Origin of the sequence: Bradyrhizobium sp. R2.2-H (assembly GCF_004346455.1) — a bacterium.
Taxonomy (GTDB): Bacteria; Pseudomonadota; Alphaproteobacteria; order Rhizobiales; family Xanthobacteraceae; genus Bradyrhizobium; species Bradyrhizobium diversitatis.
Map to the genome: position 1 here is coordinate 286,405 of NZ_SMBR01000006.1, position 16,853 is coordinate 303,257.

At 63.6% G+C, this 16,853-nt stretch carries 15 protein-coding genes; 12 read left to right on the forward strand and 3 right to left on the reverse strand.

Annotated features, from left to right (window positions below; all coding sequences use genetic code 11):
* The first annotated feature begins 114 nt into the window (after window positions 1–114).
* On the forward strand, window positions 115–1,110 hold the full coding sequence (locus EDE08_RS18070) for a Bug family tripartite tricarboxylate transporter substrate binding protein (protein ID WP_131870010.1): 996 nt from the start codon (window positions 115–117) through the stop codon (window positions 1,108–1,110).
* Between the two features lie 250 nt (window positions 1,111–1,360).
* On the opposite strand, the gene EDE08_RS18075 is transcribed toward EDE08_RS18070, so the two are convergent.
* Entirely contained in the window at window positions 1,361–1,597 is a 237-nt protein-coding gene (locus tag EDE08_RS18075; protein ID WP_245524812.1) for a hypothetical protein, read from the reverse strand.
* A 495-nt stretch (window positions 1,598–2,092) separates the two neighbouring features.
* On the opposite strand from EDE08_RS18075, the gene EDE08_RS18080 reads away from it, so the two are divergent.
* Together EDE08_RS18080 and EDE08_RS18085 are read left to right on the forward strand one after the other, a co-directional pair.
* Complete coding sequence (locus EDE08_RS18080) at window positions 2,093–3,382, forward strand: c-type cytochrome (RefSeq protein WP_245524824.1); 1,290 nt, start codon at window positions 2,093–2,095, stop codon at window positions 3,380–3,382.
* Between the two features lie 507 nt (window positions 3,383–3,889).
* Window positions 3,890–4,744 (forward strand): SDR family NAD(P)-dependent oxidoreductase, encoded by an 855-nt coding sequence (locus tag EDE08_RS18085; protein WP_245524813.1) that lies wholly within the window; start codon window positions 3,890–3,892, stop codon window positions 4,742–4,744.
* A 1,190-nt stretch (window positions 4,745–5,934) separates the two neighbouring features.
* Here the strand turns inward: EDE08_RS18085 and EDE08_RS18090 are convergent.
* Both EDE08_RS18090 and EDE08_RS18095 read right to left on the reverse strand, forming a co-directional pair.
* Entirely contained in the window at window positions 5,935–6,453 is a 519-nt protein-coding gene (locus tag EDE08_RS18090; protein WP_131870008.1) for a hypothetical protein, read from the reverse strand.
* A gap of 144 nt (window positions 6,454–6,597) precedes the next feature.
* The gene (locus EDE08_RS18095) at window positions 6,598–8,568 is read right to left on the reverse strand and encodes a 4Fe-4S binding protein (protein WP_131870007.1); all 1,971 of its coding nucleotides are present in this window, start codon (window positions 8,566–8,568) and stop codon (window positions 6,598–6,600) included.
* Between the two features lie 197 nt (window positions 8,569–8,765).
* On the opposite strand from EDE08_RS18095, the gene EDE08_RS18100 reads away from it, so the two are divergent.
* The 9 genes from EDE08_RS18100 to fdh3B all read left to right on the forward strand — a co-directional run bounded on the left by EDE08_RS18100 (window position 8,766) and on the right by fdh3B (window position 16,850).
* Window positions 8,766–9,473, forward strand: a complete 708-nt coding sequence (locus EDE08_RS18100; protein ID WP_131870006.1) for a biotin/lipoate--protein ligase family protein — start codon at window positions 8,766–8,768, stop codon at window positions 9,471–9,473.
* On the forward strand, window positions 9,470–10,009 hold the full coding sequence (locus EDE08_RS18105) for a DUF6505 family protein (RefSeq protein WP_131870005.1): 540 nt from the start codon (window positions 9,470–9,472) through the stop codon (window positions 10,007–10,009). The genes EDE08_RS18100 and EDE08_RS18105 overlap by 4 nt, the downstream gene beginning before the upstream one ends.
* Window positions 10,006–11,013, forward strand: coding sequence for a DUF6352 family protein (locus tag EDE08_RS18110; RefSeq protein ID WP_131870004.1), 1,008 nt, complete (start codon window positions 10,006–10,008; stop codon window positions 11,011–11,013). The genes EDE08_RS18105 and EDE08_RS18110 overlap by 4 nt, the downstream gene beginning before the upstream one ends.
* Window positions 11,010–11,528: a DUF3305 domain-containing protein gene (locus tag EDE08_RS18115; protein WP_131870003.1), complete on the forward strand. Its 519-nt coding sequence runs from the start codon at window positions 11,010–11,012 to the stop codon at window positions 11,526–11,528. The genes EDE08_RS18110 and EDE08_RS18115 overlap by 4 nt, the downstream gene beginning before the upstream one ends.
* Window positions 11,525–12,136, forward strand: coding sequence for a DUF3306 domain-containing protein (locus EDE08_RS18120; protein ID WP_131870002.1), 612 nt, complete (start codon window positions 11,525–11,527; stop codon window positions 12,134–12,136). The genes EDE08_RS18115 and EDE08_RS18120 overlap by 4 nt, the downstream gene beginning before the upstream one ends.
* A gap of 129 nt (window positions 12,137–12,265) precedes the next feature.
* On the forward strand, window positions 12,266–13,045 hold the full coding sequence (locus EDE08_RS18125) for a molecular chaperone TorD family protein (protein WP_131870248.1): 780 nt from the start codon (window positions 12,266–12,268) through the stop codon (window positions 13,043–13,045).
* A 29-nt stretch (window positions 13,046–13,074) separates the two neighbouring features.
* Window positions 13,075–13,284, forward strand: coding sequence for a twin-arginine translocation signal domain-containing protein (locus tag EDE08_RS18130; RefSeq protein ID WP_061882044.1), 210 nt, complete (start codon window positions 13,075–13,077; stop codon window positions 13,282–13,284).
* A gap of 13 nt (window positions 13,285–13,297) precedes the next feature.
* On the forward strand, window positions 13,298–16,240 hold the full coding sequence (locus EDE08_RS38480; RefSeq protein WP_165936005.1) for a formate dehydrogenase subunit alpha: 2,943 nt from the start codon (window positions 13,298–13,300) through the stop codon (window positions 16,238–16,240).
* A gap of 13 nt (window positions 16,241–16,253) precedes the next feature.
* Window positions 16,254–16,850, forward strand: coding sequence for a formate dehydrogenase FDH3 subunit beta (gene fdh3B, locus EDE08_RS18145; RefSeq protein WP_131870000.1), 597 nt, complete (start codon window positions 16,254–16,256; stop codon window positions 16,848–16,850).
* Window positions 16,851–16,853: the final 3 nt, after the last annotated feature.

A 16,853-nucleotide genomic window follows, 5' to 3' on the forward strand; every position in this document is an offset into this window, starting at 1 on the left:
AGGGCCGGTGCGGCCAGTGCTGCCCGCATTGTGCAGGGCAGCGATCTCCCCGCGCGGATTTTCGGGCGCCCTCATTCGTGCCAGATAATCAGCCCGGTCCCGAATACGCAGACGATGTCCATTCTCTCACGGCGAGAACTGCTCGATGCGGCGGCGCGTCTCACGGCGCTGGCTGCCTGGCCCGGCGGTGCGACCGCCGACGATTATCCCTCCCGCTCCATCAAGCTGGTCATTCCCTATACGGCTGGTGCCGCGGGTGATCTGATCGGCCGTCCCTGGGCCGACAAGGTCGCGCCGCTGCTCGGCCCGGTCCATGTCGAGAATATCGGGGGCGCCGGCGGTGCGATCGGCTCCGCAGCGGTGGCGCAGAGCGCTCCCGACGGCTATTCGCTTCTGCTCGGCAACGGCAGCACGAAGGTGACGATTCCGTTGTCCTCGGCGCAGCCTGCCTACGACACGATTCGCGATTTCCGTGCCATCTATCGGCTGATTACCAGCACGCTCGCATTCGCGGTTCATCCGTCCCTGCCGGTGAAGGACCTGCGGGAGCTGGCAGCGTTCGCCAAGGCGAATCCGGGCGGGCTTTCCTATGGCACTCCGGGGGTCGGCACCGGGAATCATCTCGTCGGAGAGATGTTCAGGCAGCAATCGGGTCTTGCGGCGGATTTGATCCACGTCCCTTACCGGGGCATGGCGGCCGCTACCAACGACCTCGTCAGCGGCGAGATCAACTCGGTCATTGCGGTGGTCTCGAGCCAGAACCTGCAATTGCACTTTGCAGGCAAGCTGCGGCTGATCGCCGTGACGAGCGACCGGCGGCTGAGCGGCGCGCCGGAAGTTCCGACGGTCATCGAATCCGGCATGCCCGGCCTCAGATATGCCGGCTGGTTTGGCCTGTTTGCCCCAAGAGCAACCCCGGATGTGATCGTGGGGCGGATCGCTGCGGCGACCCGCACGGCGATGGCTGATCCTCAGTTGCAGGAAAGCTATCGTTCGCAAGGTCTGGAGCCGGACATCGATTCAGGCCCCGACAAATTCCAGCGCCTCGTCGAGGACGAGCTCGTCCGCCTGGCTCCGATCGTCAAGTCGATCGGGCTCAAGCGCGACTGAGCGCATCTCAGAGTCGTACCGCGGACGTAGCAAACGCCTGAGCGACGGGCTCCTGGACTCGATTCAGGATCTCCATTCCCGCAATCGCGATGACCAGGGCCGCGACGCAGCCAAGTAAAAAAGCCTTCATCCTCAGCCTCCCTCGATTTGGAACATCGAGCCATCTATACGACGCGACGTATCGCGAGCAAGCGCGTCGATCGCGCCAAGGCATCCGTGGCAAGGCATCCGTGGCAAGGCATCCGCGATCCTATGGGGTCTTGAACACGGGATCGACGGAAAACGCATTGCCCATCAAGCCAAGGGACTGAAGCCCGGCGCTGTTCGAATCGACTTCCAGGATTGCGAGCAGCAGCGCGAGCACGACGGCAATGAGGAAGAGGAAAGGGGAGGCTTCTCGCGCGGCGGGATCTTGCAGGCCATCAACGGCGCCAAGAACGCGCAGCCGCGCAATCATCCGCAGAATTGGCCCCGTTCGCCCCTGCATGCGGTCTTCCTTGACGTGAGCAGGCAGAATCTAGTGTCCGGGGTATCGGCATTCAAGCGGCGGATGCGCGAGGTGGGCTGTTGCGCTGCACGCTTCGGAACGGAAGCAGGCCTTGCAAGTTTCTTGCAAGCCTGGTGAGCGTATCGGAGGACCCTGCGTGACATTATCGAGAGCGATTTTGTGCTTCGCAGCACTTTGCCTTGTTGAAAGCGCCATGGCCCAGCCTGCGCAAACCAACTCACCGGCGAGGCAAACTCCACCCGAAGACAAGGGCCAGGCACAGCCGCAGGGTTGGACGGGCCCAATCAATACAGGTTCGGGTGGTGCGCCGGCGGAAAGTCCCCAAGGCCAGAGTCCGCCTGGAATGCAGGCCGCGCCGGAGGGATCCTCCAAGACCACCACGGAACCGGCCAAGTAGACCGGTCCGGGATGTTCATTTCGGCCGCCTGTTCTGGCAGTCTTGAGAAAGCGAACGTCAAGCAGGGCCGGCCGGAAATGAACAGATCACCTTTGTGCACGAAGGTGGCCGTAGCGCTGTGGGCCATCGTTGCCGGATCATCCGTGCATGCCGACATGGTCGGACACGGTGGCCCGATTCGGGCTCTTGCCGTTTCCCCGGATGGGGAGGACCTTCTCTCCGGCAGCTTCGACACGGCGGTCATTCGCTGGTCGCTCAAGACGGATACCGCAGAGCAAGTGCTGCGGTATCATGCCGGCGGCGTCAATGCCGTTGCCTTTCTGAAGGACCGCCGCCTGATCACGGCCGGCGCCGACGCACGCATTGCGGTATGGACGGCGGGCCGGGTGGAGCCGGACCGGGTGCTGGAGGGACATACAGCTCCGATCGCAGCGCTTGCTGTGTCGCCCGATGGGGCGCTGCTCGCATCGGCGTCATGGGACCGGACGGTGCGGCTCTGGTCGCTGTCGGACGGCACGTCGCGCGTGCTCGAAGGGCATACGCAGAATGTCAACGGCGTCGCTTTCGCCCCGGACGGCGGGCTTGTCAGCGTCGGCTACGATCTCGCGCTGCGCATCTGGCGTTTGCCGGATGGCCAGCCTGAAATCGTGACCTTGCCGGCGCCGCTGAACGCCGTGGCGGTGGCGCCGGATGGTGAAATCGTCACAGGCGCGGTCGATGGCAGGCTGCGCATGCTGACCACGGACGGCAAGGTCAGCGGCGAGGTCGCGGCCAGTCCGACACCGGTGGTGGCCTTGACGATGTCGGCCGACGGAGCGTTGATCGCTGCGGCCGGCATCGGCGGCACAGTGGCGATCATCGATCGCAAGTCGCGCAACCTGCTGCGCACGCTGGTCGGGCCCGGGCTACCGGTGTGGTCGGCCGCCTTCCTTCCAGATGGCGAGACCCTGATGACGGGTGGTGCGGACGGCAGGATCAGGCGCTGGAACGCGCGCACCGGCGATCCCATCGGGTCAGTTCTGATCGGCACACCCGCCGATCCGCTCGCCGCCTATGCCGGCGATCATGGCGCCGATGTATTTCGGGCGTGTGTTGCCTGTCACACGCTGTCGGACAAGGAGGTGCAGCGTGCTGGTCCGACACTTGCGGGACTCTACGGCCGCAGGATCGCTTCGCTGCCGGGATACCGCTTCTCCGATGCGTTGAAGACGATGGACATCGTCTGGACGCCGGAAACGGTTGCAAGATTGTTCGAAATCGGGCCGAATGCCTACACCCCCGGCACCAAGATGCCGGAGCAGCGCATCGGCTCGCCCGAGGACCGACGCGCGTTGACCGACTTCTTGGGCCGCGCAACATCGCGATAGTTGCCCCTTCTGCCCTTGGAAGATATTCGCTTCGTCTAGGGCATGTACTCATTAGTCGGCTGTCGGCCTGACGTCCGGTTTACGGCCAGCATCGGCCGAAGAGCGGATGGCCTCCGAGGTCGCAGATGGGCCACAAGCGGACTAAGCATCCGTTCGCAGGCGACGCTGCGTCAGCCAATAGTCGATTTGCCAATCCTCGTAGCCGAGTAGTTCGCCGAAGCGCCGTTCGATTCGATCGCCGTGCATTCCATAAGCTGTTTAATGCGGCTGTAGTTGACTTCCTTCGGACAACGTTGGGCAGATGACAGAATAGGCCTTCACCGATGCGAGCACAGGCGGAGTTTCTGCACGGGCTCGGTCAGAAGCGGCCCGGGCAAGGCGTCGTCGTGAAGGGCCGCGACGGGCCAAAAACGGACATCCCGCATACCTCCGAATCGTTTGAAAGTGCGGTGAACGTCAGGTAAAACTTGGCGTTGTGGAGCGAGCGTGTCCGCTCGCACGGGGAGAATGCGCGTGAAGGAACTGGCAGGGAAGACAGCATTCGTGACCGGTGCGGCGTCGGGCATTGGATTGGGAATCGCCACCGCTTTCGCCCAGGCTGGGGCGAAAGTGATGCTTTGCGATATTGAAGAGGCGGCGCTGTCCGCAGCGATCGAGCAACTGCGGCTCACCAACGTCGATGTCGACGGCGTGAAGGCAGACGTCTCGCTCAAAGCCGAACTCGCGGCCGCCGCAGAAGCCACGACCGCCCGCTACGGCAAGGTCCATATTCTCGTCAACAACGCGGGCGTCGGCGGCGGTGGGCCCTACGGCACCTGGACCGATGCGTCGTGGAATTGGACCTTGGGCGTCAACCTGATGGCGACCATTTGGGGGATCGAGATCTTCGGGCCGTTGATCGAGCAGCATGGCGAGGGTGGACATATCGTCTCCACAGCCTCGATCGCAGGCGTCATTTCAGGAGCGAGCACTGCATACAACGTTTCAAAGTATGGCGTTGTCGCGCTGTCTGAGGGATTGCGGCAAGAGCTCGCGCCCCGCGGAATTGGCGTATCGGTACTGTGTCCCGGGTACATCCGCACTCAAATCATGAACTCGAGCCGCAACCTCCCCAAGCGCTTCGAGGGGGCAGTCCGAGCCCCGCCGACTTCGGGCCCAATTGCCGAACGGATCAATCAGATCCGGGAACGCGTCACTCAAGGTATCGACCCCCTCTATGTCGGCGAACTCGTCCGCGAAGGCGTCGAAAACGACTGGCCCTATATCTTCACCGACCTCGAATTTGAGCCGATAGTCGAAGCGCGCTTCGCCGGAATCAAGCAAGGCTTTGACCATATCCGCGGGCGCACCTCGAAGCGTTGAGTGCGCAGACTTTCTCCTTCCTGATCGGTGTTTTATGTGGTCATGGCGCTGAGACGATTCTGTTGGTCATCACGGCATGTCCGCTCCGGGTCACATGCGCCGTTTTGGCTGCGGCCCGAACACTTCCGGTCTGCACCGCCAATCGGACTTACTTGGCTCGGCAGGCATTTCGCAAAAGGGCCATAAGCGGGCGTCCAAAACTCACCAGTGCCCCGTCATCGCCGGGAAGTAAGTTGGCCATGAATGTTTGTGCAGTTGAAGGACTGAGGCGGTGACCCTAGTTGTTTCTTTGAGGATGAACGCATCTAAAGCCCAGGCCAGCTTCGCGCGGCGATAATTTTCCTCCTTCTTCGGTGCAGCGTTTTATACCGTTGCTGTCCAAAAATGGTTGGACGGTCGGCTCGCTGAGCGCCAAGTAACTTATGGCGACCACTATAAAGACAACGGGCAGAGCTATATTTAGCCAGTTTGCTCTTATTGTCGTCTGCAAGCTTCCCCCCGCCTCAACTTCGATCGGGCTTAGCCGATCGAGCCTCCACATTACGTACCCAAATAGAGCTCCCAGCAAGGCGCCTGAAAAGACGCAGGCCCAAAGCAAATCTTCCGTCGTCCCGTAGCCCACTGTGCGCCCTGATAATTTTGCAGAGATCAACCCTGATCCTGCACCAATGACCGAAAGGAGGGCGGGCGCCCACGCTCTTGCGGGCCGAATGACCATCGCAGCTACCGGAAGCGCAACGCAAGTCGCTGGCCATGCGATTTGCGCCCCAACCAATACAGGCGCGACAACAACTACAGGCGAGGCGAACGCCAATGCGGCGACCAGCCACACATACAACAGGGACGGCAGAAAGATGAGGCCGACATACCCCGCGGACAAGGTCATCCCGATCATCAGCAACAAGATAATCCAAAGCCGCCTATACATTGCTCTCATCCGCCATTGAAAGGCAGGATAAGTGCTGAGCGTTTAGCGCCATCCACTACGAGCCCACAGAGTTTTAATAGATGGTTGTTCAACGATGAATCGAATGACCTTGGTGTCTGCTTTGGGTCAAGAGCACCGGTTTGAACGGCGCCCTATCACTTCCGGTGTGCCCCCGATCGGTGACCATATCTGGGCCAAGCCGAACTTCGCCATCGGGCCACAAGCGGAAGTGGGAAAAGATCGGAGCAGGATCGATTGGCTACTACAAAAATATGTTCCAGATAGCGACGCGTGCATCACTCAGAAGCCTCTCGGCGTCAAATTCCAAGCTTACGATCCATTGCTTATAGCCCATGACGTTAGGGGTCATTGCCTGACAATCGAACCATTCCTTCTTTGTCAGGCTGTCGATGGCTGCCTGACCTCCAAGTAAGCGCCTTTGTAGTTCGGTGTTCGTGATGATTGGCTCGGGCTTAGCTCGACAACCCAGCCCTTCGTTGCGAAGAAATGCGATGACTGTGTCTCTACCCGTGCCTAGAGGTGTCATCTTCAGCAATGCGTCACGTGCGGAAGCGGAGTCGTTCGTGCTTTGCTTCTCGCTCTCGCGCATTGCACCAAACAAGCGATTGTCGAGGTAGAACCGATCAACTTTAGCCGTCTCGTAAGAAAACCAGATCCAAAGCACCGCGATCAGTCCGGCCGGAACTGCCGCAACCACCGACAAGACAATAGCAAAACTGCTAATCGATTTTGGCACAGGACGACCAAGGCTTAAGGTCACGAGGCGAACGCTACAGTGTCTTTACCTAACACTTCGCCAACCTGCATGGGACGAATGTCGGCTTCGGGTCACAAGCCGCAGATCACGCTCAAGGTGGGTGACTTCCGCTTTACGTTGGTGAGCCGACATCTATGAGTACATGCGCTAATCCTTGCGCTCACGCTGGCGCAGATAGTCATCCGTCGTCCGCGGCGGCGTTCGTTCCGGGACGCCTTTGAACGGATCGAATTGCTGCTCGCTCATGACGATGACGCGGCAGTCCGCGCACATCCTGAGTGCCTCGATCCGACGGTCGCCGGCCGGATACATCCAGTGCCGGCCCTCGAGCTTGGCTGCGATGCGGTCGATCGTGCTCTTGACGCCGAAGGCCGTGCCGCAGCGGACGCAGAGTGCGGGCTCCTCTTCCTTGATGATCGTTGCGGGAGCGCGCGCCGCGCGGAAATCGATCTGCGGCTTGAGGCTGATGACCTTTTCCGGACAGGTGCTCTCGCACAGGCCGCACTGCACGCAGGCATCCTCGATGAATTTCAGCACGGGCCGCTCGGGATCGTCCCGCAGCGCGCCGGTCGGGCAGGCCGAGACGCAGGAGAGGCACAGCGTGCAGCCATCGGTGTCGACGGTGATCGCGCCCACCGGCGCACCCTGTGGCAGCGCGATCACGTCGACCGGCTGCGGCGCCAGCCGATGCAGCTCGCTCAGGGCGAACCGCAAGAGGTCGCGCCGCTTGCCGACGGTCCTGAAGTTCGCGGGCGTCGCGACCGCGGTGAGCGTGCCGATGTCAGTCAAATGCTCGCCCAGCGCGTCGGGGTCGTCCGTCTCGATGGTGGCGAGGCGACGGCCCGCAAATCCAAGGCCGCCGAGGATCGCTTCGGCCATCGCGATCGTCTGCGACAGTCCGGTTACATCGTGGCGCGGCTTGGCACGGAGCAGGAAGCGCACAGCCGATACGCCATAGGCAAAGGCGCCGACAATCGCTTCCAGCCCCAGCTGCGTGAGCTCGTTGACGGCAAAGGGAAGCACGTTCGCCGGCAGGCCGTCGCCATGCCGCGCGAGGGCGTCGATCAGAGGCGTGCCGTGCGGGCTGTCGTGAAAGAGCAGCACCGCATTCGCGCCACCGGCCTCGCGATAGGCGAGCAGCATGGCGCGGATTTTCTGGAGCTGCGCATCGGCTGGAGGCAGCGTGTAGGATACCGCACTGGTGGGGCAGGCAGCCGCGCATTGGCCGCAGCCCGCGCAGATGTTCGGATCGATTGCGACATGATCGCCGACGGGGGTGATCGCCCCGGTCGGGCAGAGATCGAGGCAGCGATGGCAGCCGGTGCGCTTCGAGCGCGAATGGGCGCAAAGCGCGGGCGCGACGTCGACATATTTCGGCTTGTCGAAGCTGCCGACGAGATCGCGCGCGGTCAGCACGGCGCGGAGCACTGCGGCGGGATCTTTCGTGTCGGCGCGCAGATAGCCGTCGCGCAGGTCGTGAGCGGGAAACAGCGGCAGATCGCCGGAAAGATCGAGGATGACATCGCAGCGCGAGGTGACTCCGCTTCGCGGCGGGTCCAGCACGAAACGATCGCGCGAGGAGGGACGGGGATGCGCATAGTCGTCGATCGCAAGCTCGAACGCGCCGAAATGTCCCGTCGCGGAGCGGATCGTGCCCTTCACGACCGGAAAGACCGTTGCAGTTGGCAACACCGTGTCGTCGAGCCGCTTCAGCATCACCGTGACGTCGAGGTGATCGGCAAGCAGGCGGCCGGCCTCGATCGCGGCCTCAACGCGCCCGTAGATCAGGATCACGCCCTCGCTCGACAGGGTGACGAGCGGATAGTCCGGGGCCGGGATGGCGGCGGATGCGAGCAGGGCGGCCATTTTCGCACCGGCGCGCGCGCCGTCGCGGGACCAGCCGGCCGTTTCGCGGATGTTGACGAAACTGATCGCATCAGCCCGTTCGCCAGCCTCGTCCGAAAATTGCGCCGCCTGCTGCGTGCAGGCGACCGTCAACACGCCGTCTGCCGCGGCAAGCTTGCGGAAGTGGTCGAGCTCCGCACCGCAGAGGTGGCGAAAGCTCTTGACCTCGCTGTTCGGGCATCCGCGCCGGATCGCAGCCACGTCGAGGGACATCGTGTCTTCGCACGAGCAGATCAGGACGGTCTTCGACGGCTGCTCCAGGTTAACCCCTCCGCCATTCGGACGCCGACGACGGACTCGCGCCGGCCCTTCGCCTCGTATAGACATTATCCATCGGGAAGAAAAGGAAAGCGGAGGACGGCCTGTCGTCGACCCCAGTCAACCATGTTTCCCTGGCGGAACCTATTCACTTGCCGCCGCCGTTCACGTTGGTGCGATTGCGCGAGAGCGGAGATGCCTTTGCCCATGCATGCCGCATCGCACTGGAGGCCGGTGCCGGCACGCTGGTCTATGTCGGGCGCTTCGACCTCGCAGAGTTCGCCGTGGTGCTGGAGCCGGCCGAGCCGTTGCGCAGCGCGCGGCGCGCCTTTTACGCCGGCATGGTCGCTCTCACCGATGCCCTTAGCGCCTATGCGCCGCCGAGCAAGCCAATCACGATCAATTGGCCGGACGCGGTCAGGATCGACGGGGGCCTGGTCGGCGGCGGACGGTTGGGTTGGCTTACCGGAGCTGACGAGGACGCGCCGCCGCCGTGGCTGGTCTTCGGCGCCATGATAAGGACGGTTGCCATGAACGATGACGATCCGGGCGTCCACCCGCTGGCCTCGGCGCTCGACCAGGAAGGCTTTGGCGAGGCCGGCGCGGCGCAGATCATGGAGAGCTTTGCCCGGCACCTGATGCTGGCGCTGGATGGCTGGCGGGTCGACGGCTTTGACAGCGTCGCGCGCGACTATCTCGCTCGGATGCCGCGTGAAAGACAGATGGTTCAACGCATTGACGATCGCGGCGATGTTCTGACGCGTCGCATCGGGACGGATCGGGTCCAGCGGAGCGATCTCGTACAGGCGCTCGCGACGCCGTCCTGGCTCGATCCGGCCCTCGGAGGACCGCGCCTGTGAAACTCCTGCGCACCATCGCGCTCGATCCCTCCGACACCTTCGTGTTCGAGGTGGCGGCGGAACCGGGCGAATGGGCCGTCTCAGGCGCTTTCCGCTTCTGGGATCACGACGCTGCCAGGCTCGAGGGCAAGGCGCGCGCGGCGTTTCGCGGCGGTTTCCTCGGGGTGCAGTCCTGGGGCTGGTCGACGCTGGCACAGATCGTTCCGGCAACCGAAGACGATCGTCGCAGCCTGGTCGATCTCCTTGCCAGGCAACTCGTCGATCGCTTCGGTGCGCCGGACATGGCGGCGGCGAAGACGGCTGCGGAAGAGGAGGTCGCTTTCGCGCAGTCGCTCTGCAGCCATCCGATCAGCTCTCTCATTGCAGTGCACCGCACGTCGAGCGATGGCGAGGTCCGCGAGTCCTTCCGCCGGCTGCAACTCCGGGAAGGGCAGGGGCATAGCAAGGCATTCTCGTTCATGGAAATCGAGGACGAGGTCCAGCCTGACGGCGATCTCAGGATTGCGGATCTGGGGCGGGAGCCGACCGTCCGATGAACGATTTCTGGATCGCCTGTGGTCATCACCTGCTCGATCGCGACGAGGGCGGTGGGCTCCGTGTCACGGACGAGTTCCTCAAGGCCTATTTTGCCCGTCCCGAACTGATGCCGCCGGACGATGCGTGCCCGGTCGAACGCCGGCTGCACCGCGAATTGCTCGCCGACCCGCGCCAGGCGGTCAGCGCCGGCGAAATCGCCGGGATGGTCGATACGGATGCGCGGGAGAATTGGCAGTTCGTGCTGGCGTTTCGCGATCTCTTGCTGCGGCATCCGACGCTCGAGGCCGCCTATCTCGCCTCGGTGCGTTCAGGCCGGAACGATCTGCCGCCGCTGTTCGTCAACCAGCTCGTTCACGTCATCCTGCGGAACGCGCTCGATGGCTGCGACGACCCGTTCGTGCTGCGCGCGGCCGAATTGTTCTTCCGGACCCAGCGCATCCTGCCGCATGAGCAGGCCCTGTTGCTCGGAGACGAGGAGGTCGTCGGCGGCCGGAGCCCGACGCCGGTGCTCTCTCTGATGTCGATGCTGGGCGCCACCACCGATGCCGTGGTCGAGATGCTGAGCGAGGAGAATGTCGATGCCTATTGGCAGCGCAGCGACCAGTTCGACATGGCGCTCGACCTGACGGCCGGCGGCCGCGGGCCAATTGCGCTGGCGCAGGCGATGACGCGCTGGGTCTCCCATCTGCTCGGCATCGACGTCGTGATCGAGCCGCTGCGCGCGCTGCACGAGGCAAGGCTCACCTGGTATGTCGGGCTCGATGCCGACGCCACGAGGCTCGGCGACCGGCTGTGGCACGGCGAAGACCTCGGCGAACGCGAGGCCGACCGTGTGCTCGCGCTGTTCCGCCTGACGTTTGCGGATTCAGGCAGCGCTCTTGACGATGTCGGGGGTGAACCGGTCTACCTGATCCTGTCGACGACGGCGGACCAGAAGCTTCGGATGAAGCCACAGAATCTGCTGACCGGGCTGCCGGTGAAGCACCCGGAGATGGCGACATGAGCCCTGCTGCGTTGCCCACCCTCTCGATTGCAGTCGGCGTCGTGGTCGAACGGCGCAAGGCCGACTCGCCGTGGGTCGATTTCATCTGGCGCGGAATTGCCGTCCTGCCGGACAAGCCGGTGATGACACAGCCGTGGACGGTGCTTCGCGTGCAGGACGGCACGACCTTGTTTTATGCCGGAAGCGCGACCGTCGATCTCTATCCGTCCGAGACGGCGCGCTATCGCGACAATCTCGCCTCCGGCAGTCCGAGCATCTGGACTGTGCTGTCGCCCTCGGACGGCGCCTGGCCCTATGCCGTCACCGCGGTGACCGCCGATCCCGCCGAGGGCGAAGGCTTTACTGAAGCCGCCGACAATCTCGTCGAGGCTGTGCCGATGCCGGAGGCGCTACGCGAAGCGATTGAAAGCTTCGTGGCCGAACACCATGTCGAGCGGGAATTCGTCAAGCGCAAGCGGCGCCGCGCCGACCCGGAGGCGCTGGCACGGCGTGAGCATGAAGGCGGACAGGAATGAGCGAGGAGGAGTTCCTTGCGCGTTGGTCGCGCCGCAAACGCGAATCGCAGACGGAGCCGGCGAAGCCTGCTGCGGCGCAGCCCGCGCCGCCGGCCGAGACGACGGCGGAAGAGACTGAGTTCGATTTGTCGAGCCTGCCGTCGATCGACGAGATCACTGCGGCCACCGACATCACGGCGTTTCTCGGCAAAGGGATTCCTCGGGAGCTGAGCCGTGCGGCTCTTCGCCGCGCCTGGACGACCGATCCCGCCATTCGCGACTTCGTCGGGCTTGCGGAGAATGCATGGGACTTCAACGACCCGACCGCGATGCCGGGTTTTGGCCCGCTGGATTGCTCGTCGGAGGAGCTGGCCGCACTGGTCGACCGCATTGTCGGCGGAGTGCGCGAGGCGGCCCAGTCGCTCGCCGAGACGGCGATCGAGTCAGCGGATCCTTCGCCGGACTTGCATCGAGCCGATGTGACAGTGGTTTCCAATGTCGTCGAGGCGCCGGACGAGGCGGAGCGTCCGGCAATTCCTGTTGCAGCGCAACCGACAGTGGCTGACAGCTCTGCCAATTCTGCTGAGCCCATCAAGCCCCGTACCCATGGTGGTGCACTGCCTCGCTGAGAAGCACGACCAAAGGCTATAGGCACAGGCTATGGCAGGCGTTGACCGTTGCTGGGGCCCGGATTACGCTACCTACTGCTTTGTAACAAAAGCGATAATCAGCAGACGGGACTCGGATGGGAGGTCCACGTGCGTGATGACGGGCTTGATCGCGCGATCGATGCCGCGGGCGGCATCGCTCAGCTTGCGCGCAAAATAGGCATCAGCCAGCCCTCCGTATCGAATTGGATCCGCGTGCCCGCACAACGGGTGGTTGCAGTCGAAACCGCCACCGGCGTTTCCCGGAATGATCTGCGGCCAGATCTCTACGGCGAACAGGCCAGTTCCGCCGAACTTGTCGATCCCGTCGATGCGGCGCGCGCGCAGGAATATGCGCTGCTCGCAACGTTGCTGTCCGCGCCGCCATCGAAACGATTGCTCGAGCAGCTTGCGGCATTGACCGGTGACGCGACGCCCCTCGGGCACGCGCATACGGCGCTGGCCGATGCGGCCTCGAGCGCCGTCGCAGCGAAAGTCGAGCGCGAGTATTTCGATCTGTTCGTCGGGCTCGGCCGCGGCGAACTGCTGCCCTATGCCTCCTATTATCTCACCGGCTTCCTCAACGAACGGCCCTTGTCGCGCCTGCGCGGCGACCTTGCGACGCTCGGTATCGCGCGGGTAGCCGACAATTCCGAACCCGAGGATCACGCCGCCATCCTGTGCGAGATCATGTCTGGCCTTGCCGACGGCCGTTTCGCTGCCTCGCCCGAGGCGCAGCGCGCCTTCTTCGAAAAACATGTGTCGCCCTGGATGGGGCGGCTGTTCGCCGACATCGAGAGCGCCGGGGACGCCCGTTTCTATCGCGCGGTCGGCGCGCTCGGCCGCACCTTCATCGAAATCGAAACGGAAGCATTCACATTCGCCAACTGACCGAGGCGCCTTGGTCCGGGAGAGCTGCGATGAGTGACGAGACGAAAGCAAAGGTCGGACGCCGCGATTTCCTTCGCAGGGTCGGCTTGGGCACGGCCGGTGTCGGCGCGACGCTGGCGACACCGCTGGTCGGGTCCGCGCAGGCGGACAGCGAGAGCAACGATGAGAAGCGCAAGGCGCGCTACAAGGAATCCGAACACGTGAAGACGTTCTACCGCGTCAATCGTTATCCGGCCTGAGAGGGAGGCTGCCGTGCTTATCAAGCGAACACATCAGCGTTCCGATCGCCGAGGCTCCGTGGCCGAATCCCTTGCGGGCCAGGCCGGGGGCCTTGATCGCCGCACCTTCCTGCGCAAGTCGGGACTGGCCGGCGGCGCTCTCGCAGCGCTCGGGGCCATGCCGGTCGTCAGCGTGCGCAAGGCGGAAGCGGCCGCTGCCGGCCCGCTTGCGGCCGGCGCCATCGCCAAGAAGAGCATTTGCACGCATTGTGCAGTCGGCTGCACCGTGACGGCGGAAGTGCTCAACGGAGTCTGGATCGGACAGGAGCCGAGCTGGGATTCGCCGATCAACCGCGGCTCGCATTGCGCCAAGGGCGCTTCGGTGCGCGAGCTCGTGCACAGCGATCGCCGCCTGCGCTATCCGATGAAGCTGGTGAACGGGCAGTGGACGCGTGTGTCGTGGGACACGGCCGTGAGCGAGATTGGCGACAAGCTGCTCCAGGTTCGCGAGAAGTCGGGCAGCGATTCCGTCTACTGGCTCGGCTCGGCCAAGATGACCAACGAAGGAGCCTACCTGTTCCGCAAGCTCGGTGCGTTCTGGGGCACCAACAACACCGATCACCAGGCGCGGATCTGCCACTCCACCACCGTCACCGGCGTCGCCAACACCTGGGGCTATGGCGCGATGACGAACAGCATCAACGACATGCGCAACTCCAAGACGATGCTGTTCATCGGCAGCAACGCCGCGGAAGCGCATCCCGTCAGCATGCAGCATCTGCTGGAATCCAAGGAGCTCAACAAGGCGAACTTCATCGTCTTCGATCCGCGCCTGACCCGTACCGCGGCGCATGCCACCGAATATGTCCGGATCCGTCCCGGCACCGACATTCCCGTGCTCTACGGCATGATGTGGCACATCCTGAAGAACGGCTGGGAGGACAAGGAATTCATCGCCCAGCGCGTCTACGGCTTCGACGATTTGCGCAAGGAGGTCGAGAAGTGGAATCCGCAGGAGGTCGAGCGCGTCACCGGTGTGCCCGCCGCGCAGCTCGAGCGCGTCGCCAAGATGTTCGCGACCGTCAAGCCCGCGACCATCATCTGGTGCATGGGCCAGACCCAGCACACGGTCGGCACCGCCAACGTGCGGGCGAGCTGCATCGCGCTGCTGATGACGGGCAACGTCGGCAAGGCCGGCGCCGGCGCCAACATCCTGCGCGGCCATGACAACGTGCAGGGCGCGACCGACGTCGGTCTCGATATCGTGACGTTGCCGTTCTATTACGGCCTTGCGGAAGGCGCCTGGAAGCATTGGTCCCGGGTCTGGGAGGTCGACTACGACTATCTCGTCTCCCGCTTCGACGAGAAGAAGCTGATGGAGACGCCAGGCATCCCGCTGACGCGGTGGTTCGATGCCGCGCTGTTGCCGAAGGCCGACGTCGCGCAGAAGGACAACGTCAAGGCCGTATTCGTGCAGGGCCACGCCAGCAACAGCATCACGCGCATACCGGAGTCGCTGAAGGGCCTGAAGGCGCTGGAGCTGTTGGTGATCGCCGATCCGCACCCGACCACCTGGGCGTCCCTGGCGGTCGAGGCGGGACGCAAGGATGGCGTCTATATCCTGCCCGTGGCCACGCAGTTCGAATGCACGGGATCGCGCGTCGCCTCCAATCGCTCGATGCAGTGGGGCGAGCAGATCGTCAAGCCGATCTTCGAATCCAAGGACGACCTCGAGATCATCTATTTGCTGGCGAAAAAGTTCGGCTTCGCCGACAAGATGTTCAAGAACATCAAGGTCGAGAACAATCTTCCGGTCGCCGAGGACGTGCTGCGCGAGATCAACCGCGGAAGCTGGTCGACCGGTTATTGCGGGCAGTCGCCGGAGCGCATCAAGGCGCACATGAAGAACCAGCACAAGTTCGACCTGGTGACGCTGCGTGCGCCCAAGGACGATCCGGAGGTCGGCGGCGACTATTACGGCCTGCCCTGGCCGTGCTGGGGCTCGCCCGAGGTGAAGCATCCCGGCTCGCCGCTGCTCTACAACAACAATCTGCACGTGATGGACGGCGGCGGCGCGTTCCGCCCGCGCTTCGGCATCGAACGCGAGGAAAAGCTGCCGGACGGCACGACGCGGAAGGTGAGCCTGCTCGCCGACAAATCCTTCTCCAGGGGATCGGAGATCGAGGACGGCTATCCCGAATTCACGCTGGCAAGCCTGAAGAAACTGGGCTGGGACCAGGATCTCACCGAGGCCGAGATGGCGACGATCCAGAGGGTCAACCCGGCCAATCCGGATGCGGTGTCCTGGGCTGTCGACCTTTCCGGCGGCATCCAGCGCGTCGCGCTGAAGCACGGTTGCGTGCCCTTCGGCAACGGCAAGGCACGCATGAATGCGTTCGGCCTGCCGGATCCGATCCCGGTGCACCGCGAACCGATCTACACGCCGCGCGTCGATCTCGTCGAGAAATATCCGACCCTGCCCGACGCCAAGCAGTTCCGCCTGCCCAATATCGGCTTCTCGGTGCAGAAGGCGGCGGTGGAAAAGGGGATCGCGAAGCAGTTTCCGCTGATCCTTTCCTCGGGACGTCTCGTCGAATACGAAGGCGGCGGCGAGGAAACCCGCACCAATCCATGGCTCGCCGAATTGCAGCAGGACATGTTCATCGAGATCAGCCCGGCTGATGCCGCCGATCGCGGCATCAAGGACGGCGGCTGGGTCTGGGTGAGCGGTGCCGAGAACAATTCACGTGCCAGGATGAAGGCGCTGGTGACCGAACGCGTCGGCAAGGGCGTCGCCTGGATGCCGTTCCATTTCGGCGGCTGGCTCGGGGGTGCCGACCTGCGCAAGAATTATCCCGCCGGCACCGATCCGATCGTGCTGGGCGAGAGCGCCAACACGATCACGAGCTACGGCTACGATCCTGCGACGGGCATGCAGGAGCCGAAGGTCACGCTTTGTCAGATCGTCGCAGCCTGAGAGGAGCACGCACATGGCTCGGATGAAATTTCTCTGCGACGCCGATCGCTGCATCGAGTGCAACGCTTGCGTCACCGCCTGCAAGAACGAGCACGAGGTGCCCTGGGGCATCAACCGGCGCCGCGTCGTCACCATCAACGACGGCAAGCCGGGCGAGCGCTCGATCTCGATGGCCTGCATGCATTGCACGGACGCGCCCTGTGCGGCCGTTTGCCCGGTGAACTGCTTCTACACCACGGCCGATGCCGTGGTGCTGCACTCCAAGGACCTCTGCATCGGTTGCGGCTATTGCTTCTACGCCTGCCCGTTCGGCGCGCCGCAATACCCGAAAGTCGGGAACTTCGGCTCACGCGGCAAGATGGACAAATGCACCTATTGCGCCGGCGGCCCGGAGGCCGACGGCAGCAAGGAGGAATACGAGAAATACGGTGCGAACCGGCTGGCCGAAGGCAAGCTGCCGCTGTGTGCCGAAATGTGCTCGACCAAGTCGTTGCTTGCGGGCGACGGCGAGATCATCGCCCAGATCTACAAGGAGCGCGTCACGAAGCGCGGCTATGGCTCGGGCGCATGGGGCTGGAAGACCGCATATCGCGAGACGATCGAGTCCTGACGT

Bases quoted from the DNA above. Each gene is read 5' to 3' on its own strand.
- EDE08_RS18070 (WP_131870010.1), top strand. From the start codon at position 115: ATGTCCATTCTCTCACGGCGAGAACTGCTCGATGCGGCGGCGCGTCTC.
- EDE08_RS18075 (WP_245524812.1), bottom strand. From the start codon at position 1,597: ATGCAGGGGCGAACGGGGCCAATTCTGCGGATGATTGCGCGGCTGCGC.
- EDE08_RS18080 (WP_245524824.1), top strand. From the start codon at position 2,093: ATGAACAGATCACCTTTGTGCACGAAGGTGGCCGTAGCGCTGTGGGCC.
- EDE08_RS18085 (WP_245524813.1), top strand. From the start codon at position 3,890: ATGCGCGTGAAGGAACTGGCAGGGAAGACAGCATTCGTGACCGGTGCG.
- EDE08_RS18095 (WP_131870007.1), bottom strand. From the start codon at position 8,568: ATGTCCCTCGACGTGGCTGCGATCCGGCGCGGATGCCCGAACAGCGAG.
- EDE08_RS18110 (WP_131870004.1), top strand. From the start codon at position 10,006: ATGAACGATTTCTGGATCGCCTGTGGTCATCACCTGCTCGATCGCGAC.
- EDE08_RS18115 (WP_131870003.1), top strand. From the start codon at position 11,010: ATGAGCCCTGCTGCGTTGCCCACCCTCTCGATTGCAGTCGGCGTCGTG.
- EDE08_RS18120 (WP_131870002.1), top strand. From the start codon at position 11,525: ATGAGCGAGGAGGAGTTCCTTGCGCGTTGGTCGCGCCGCAAACGCGAA.
- EDE08_RS18130 (WP_061882044.1), top strand. From the start codon at position 13,075: ATGAGTGACGAGACGAAAGCAAAGGTCGGACGCCGCGATTTCCTTCGC.
- fdh3B (WP_131870000.1), top strand. From the start codon at position 16,254: ATGGCTCGGATGAAATTTCTCTGCGACGCCGATCGCTGCATCGAGTGC.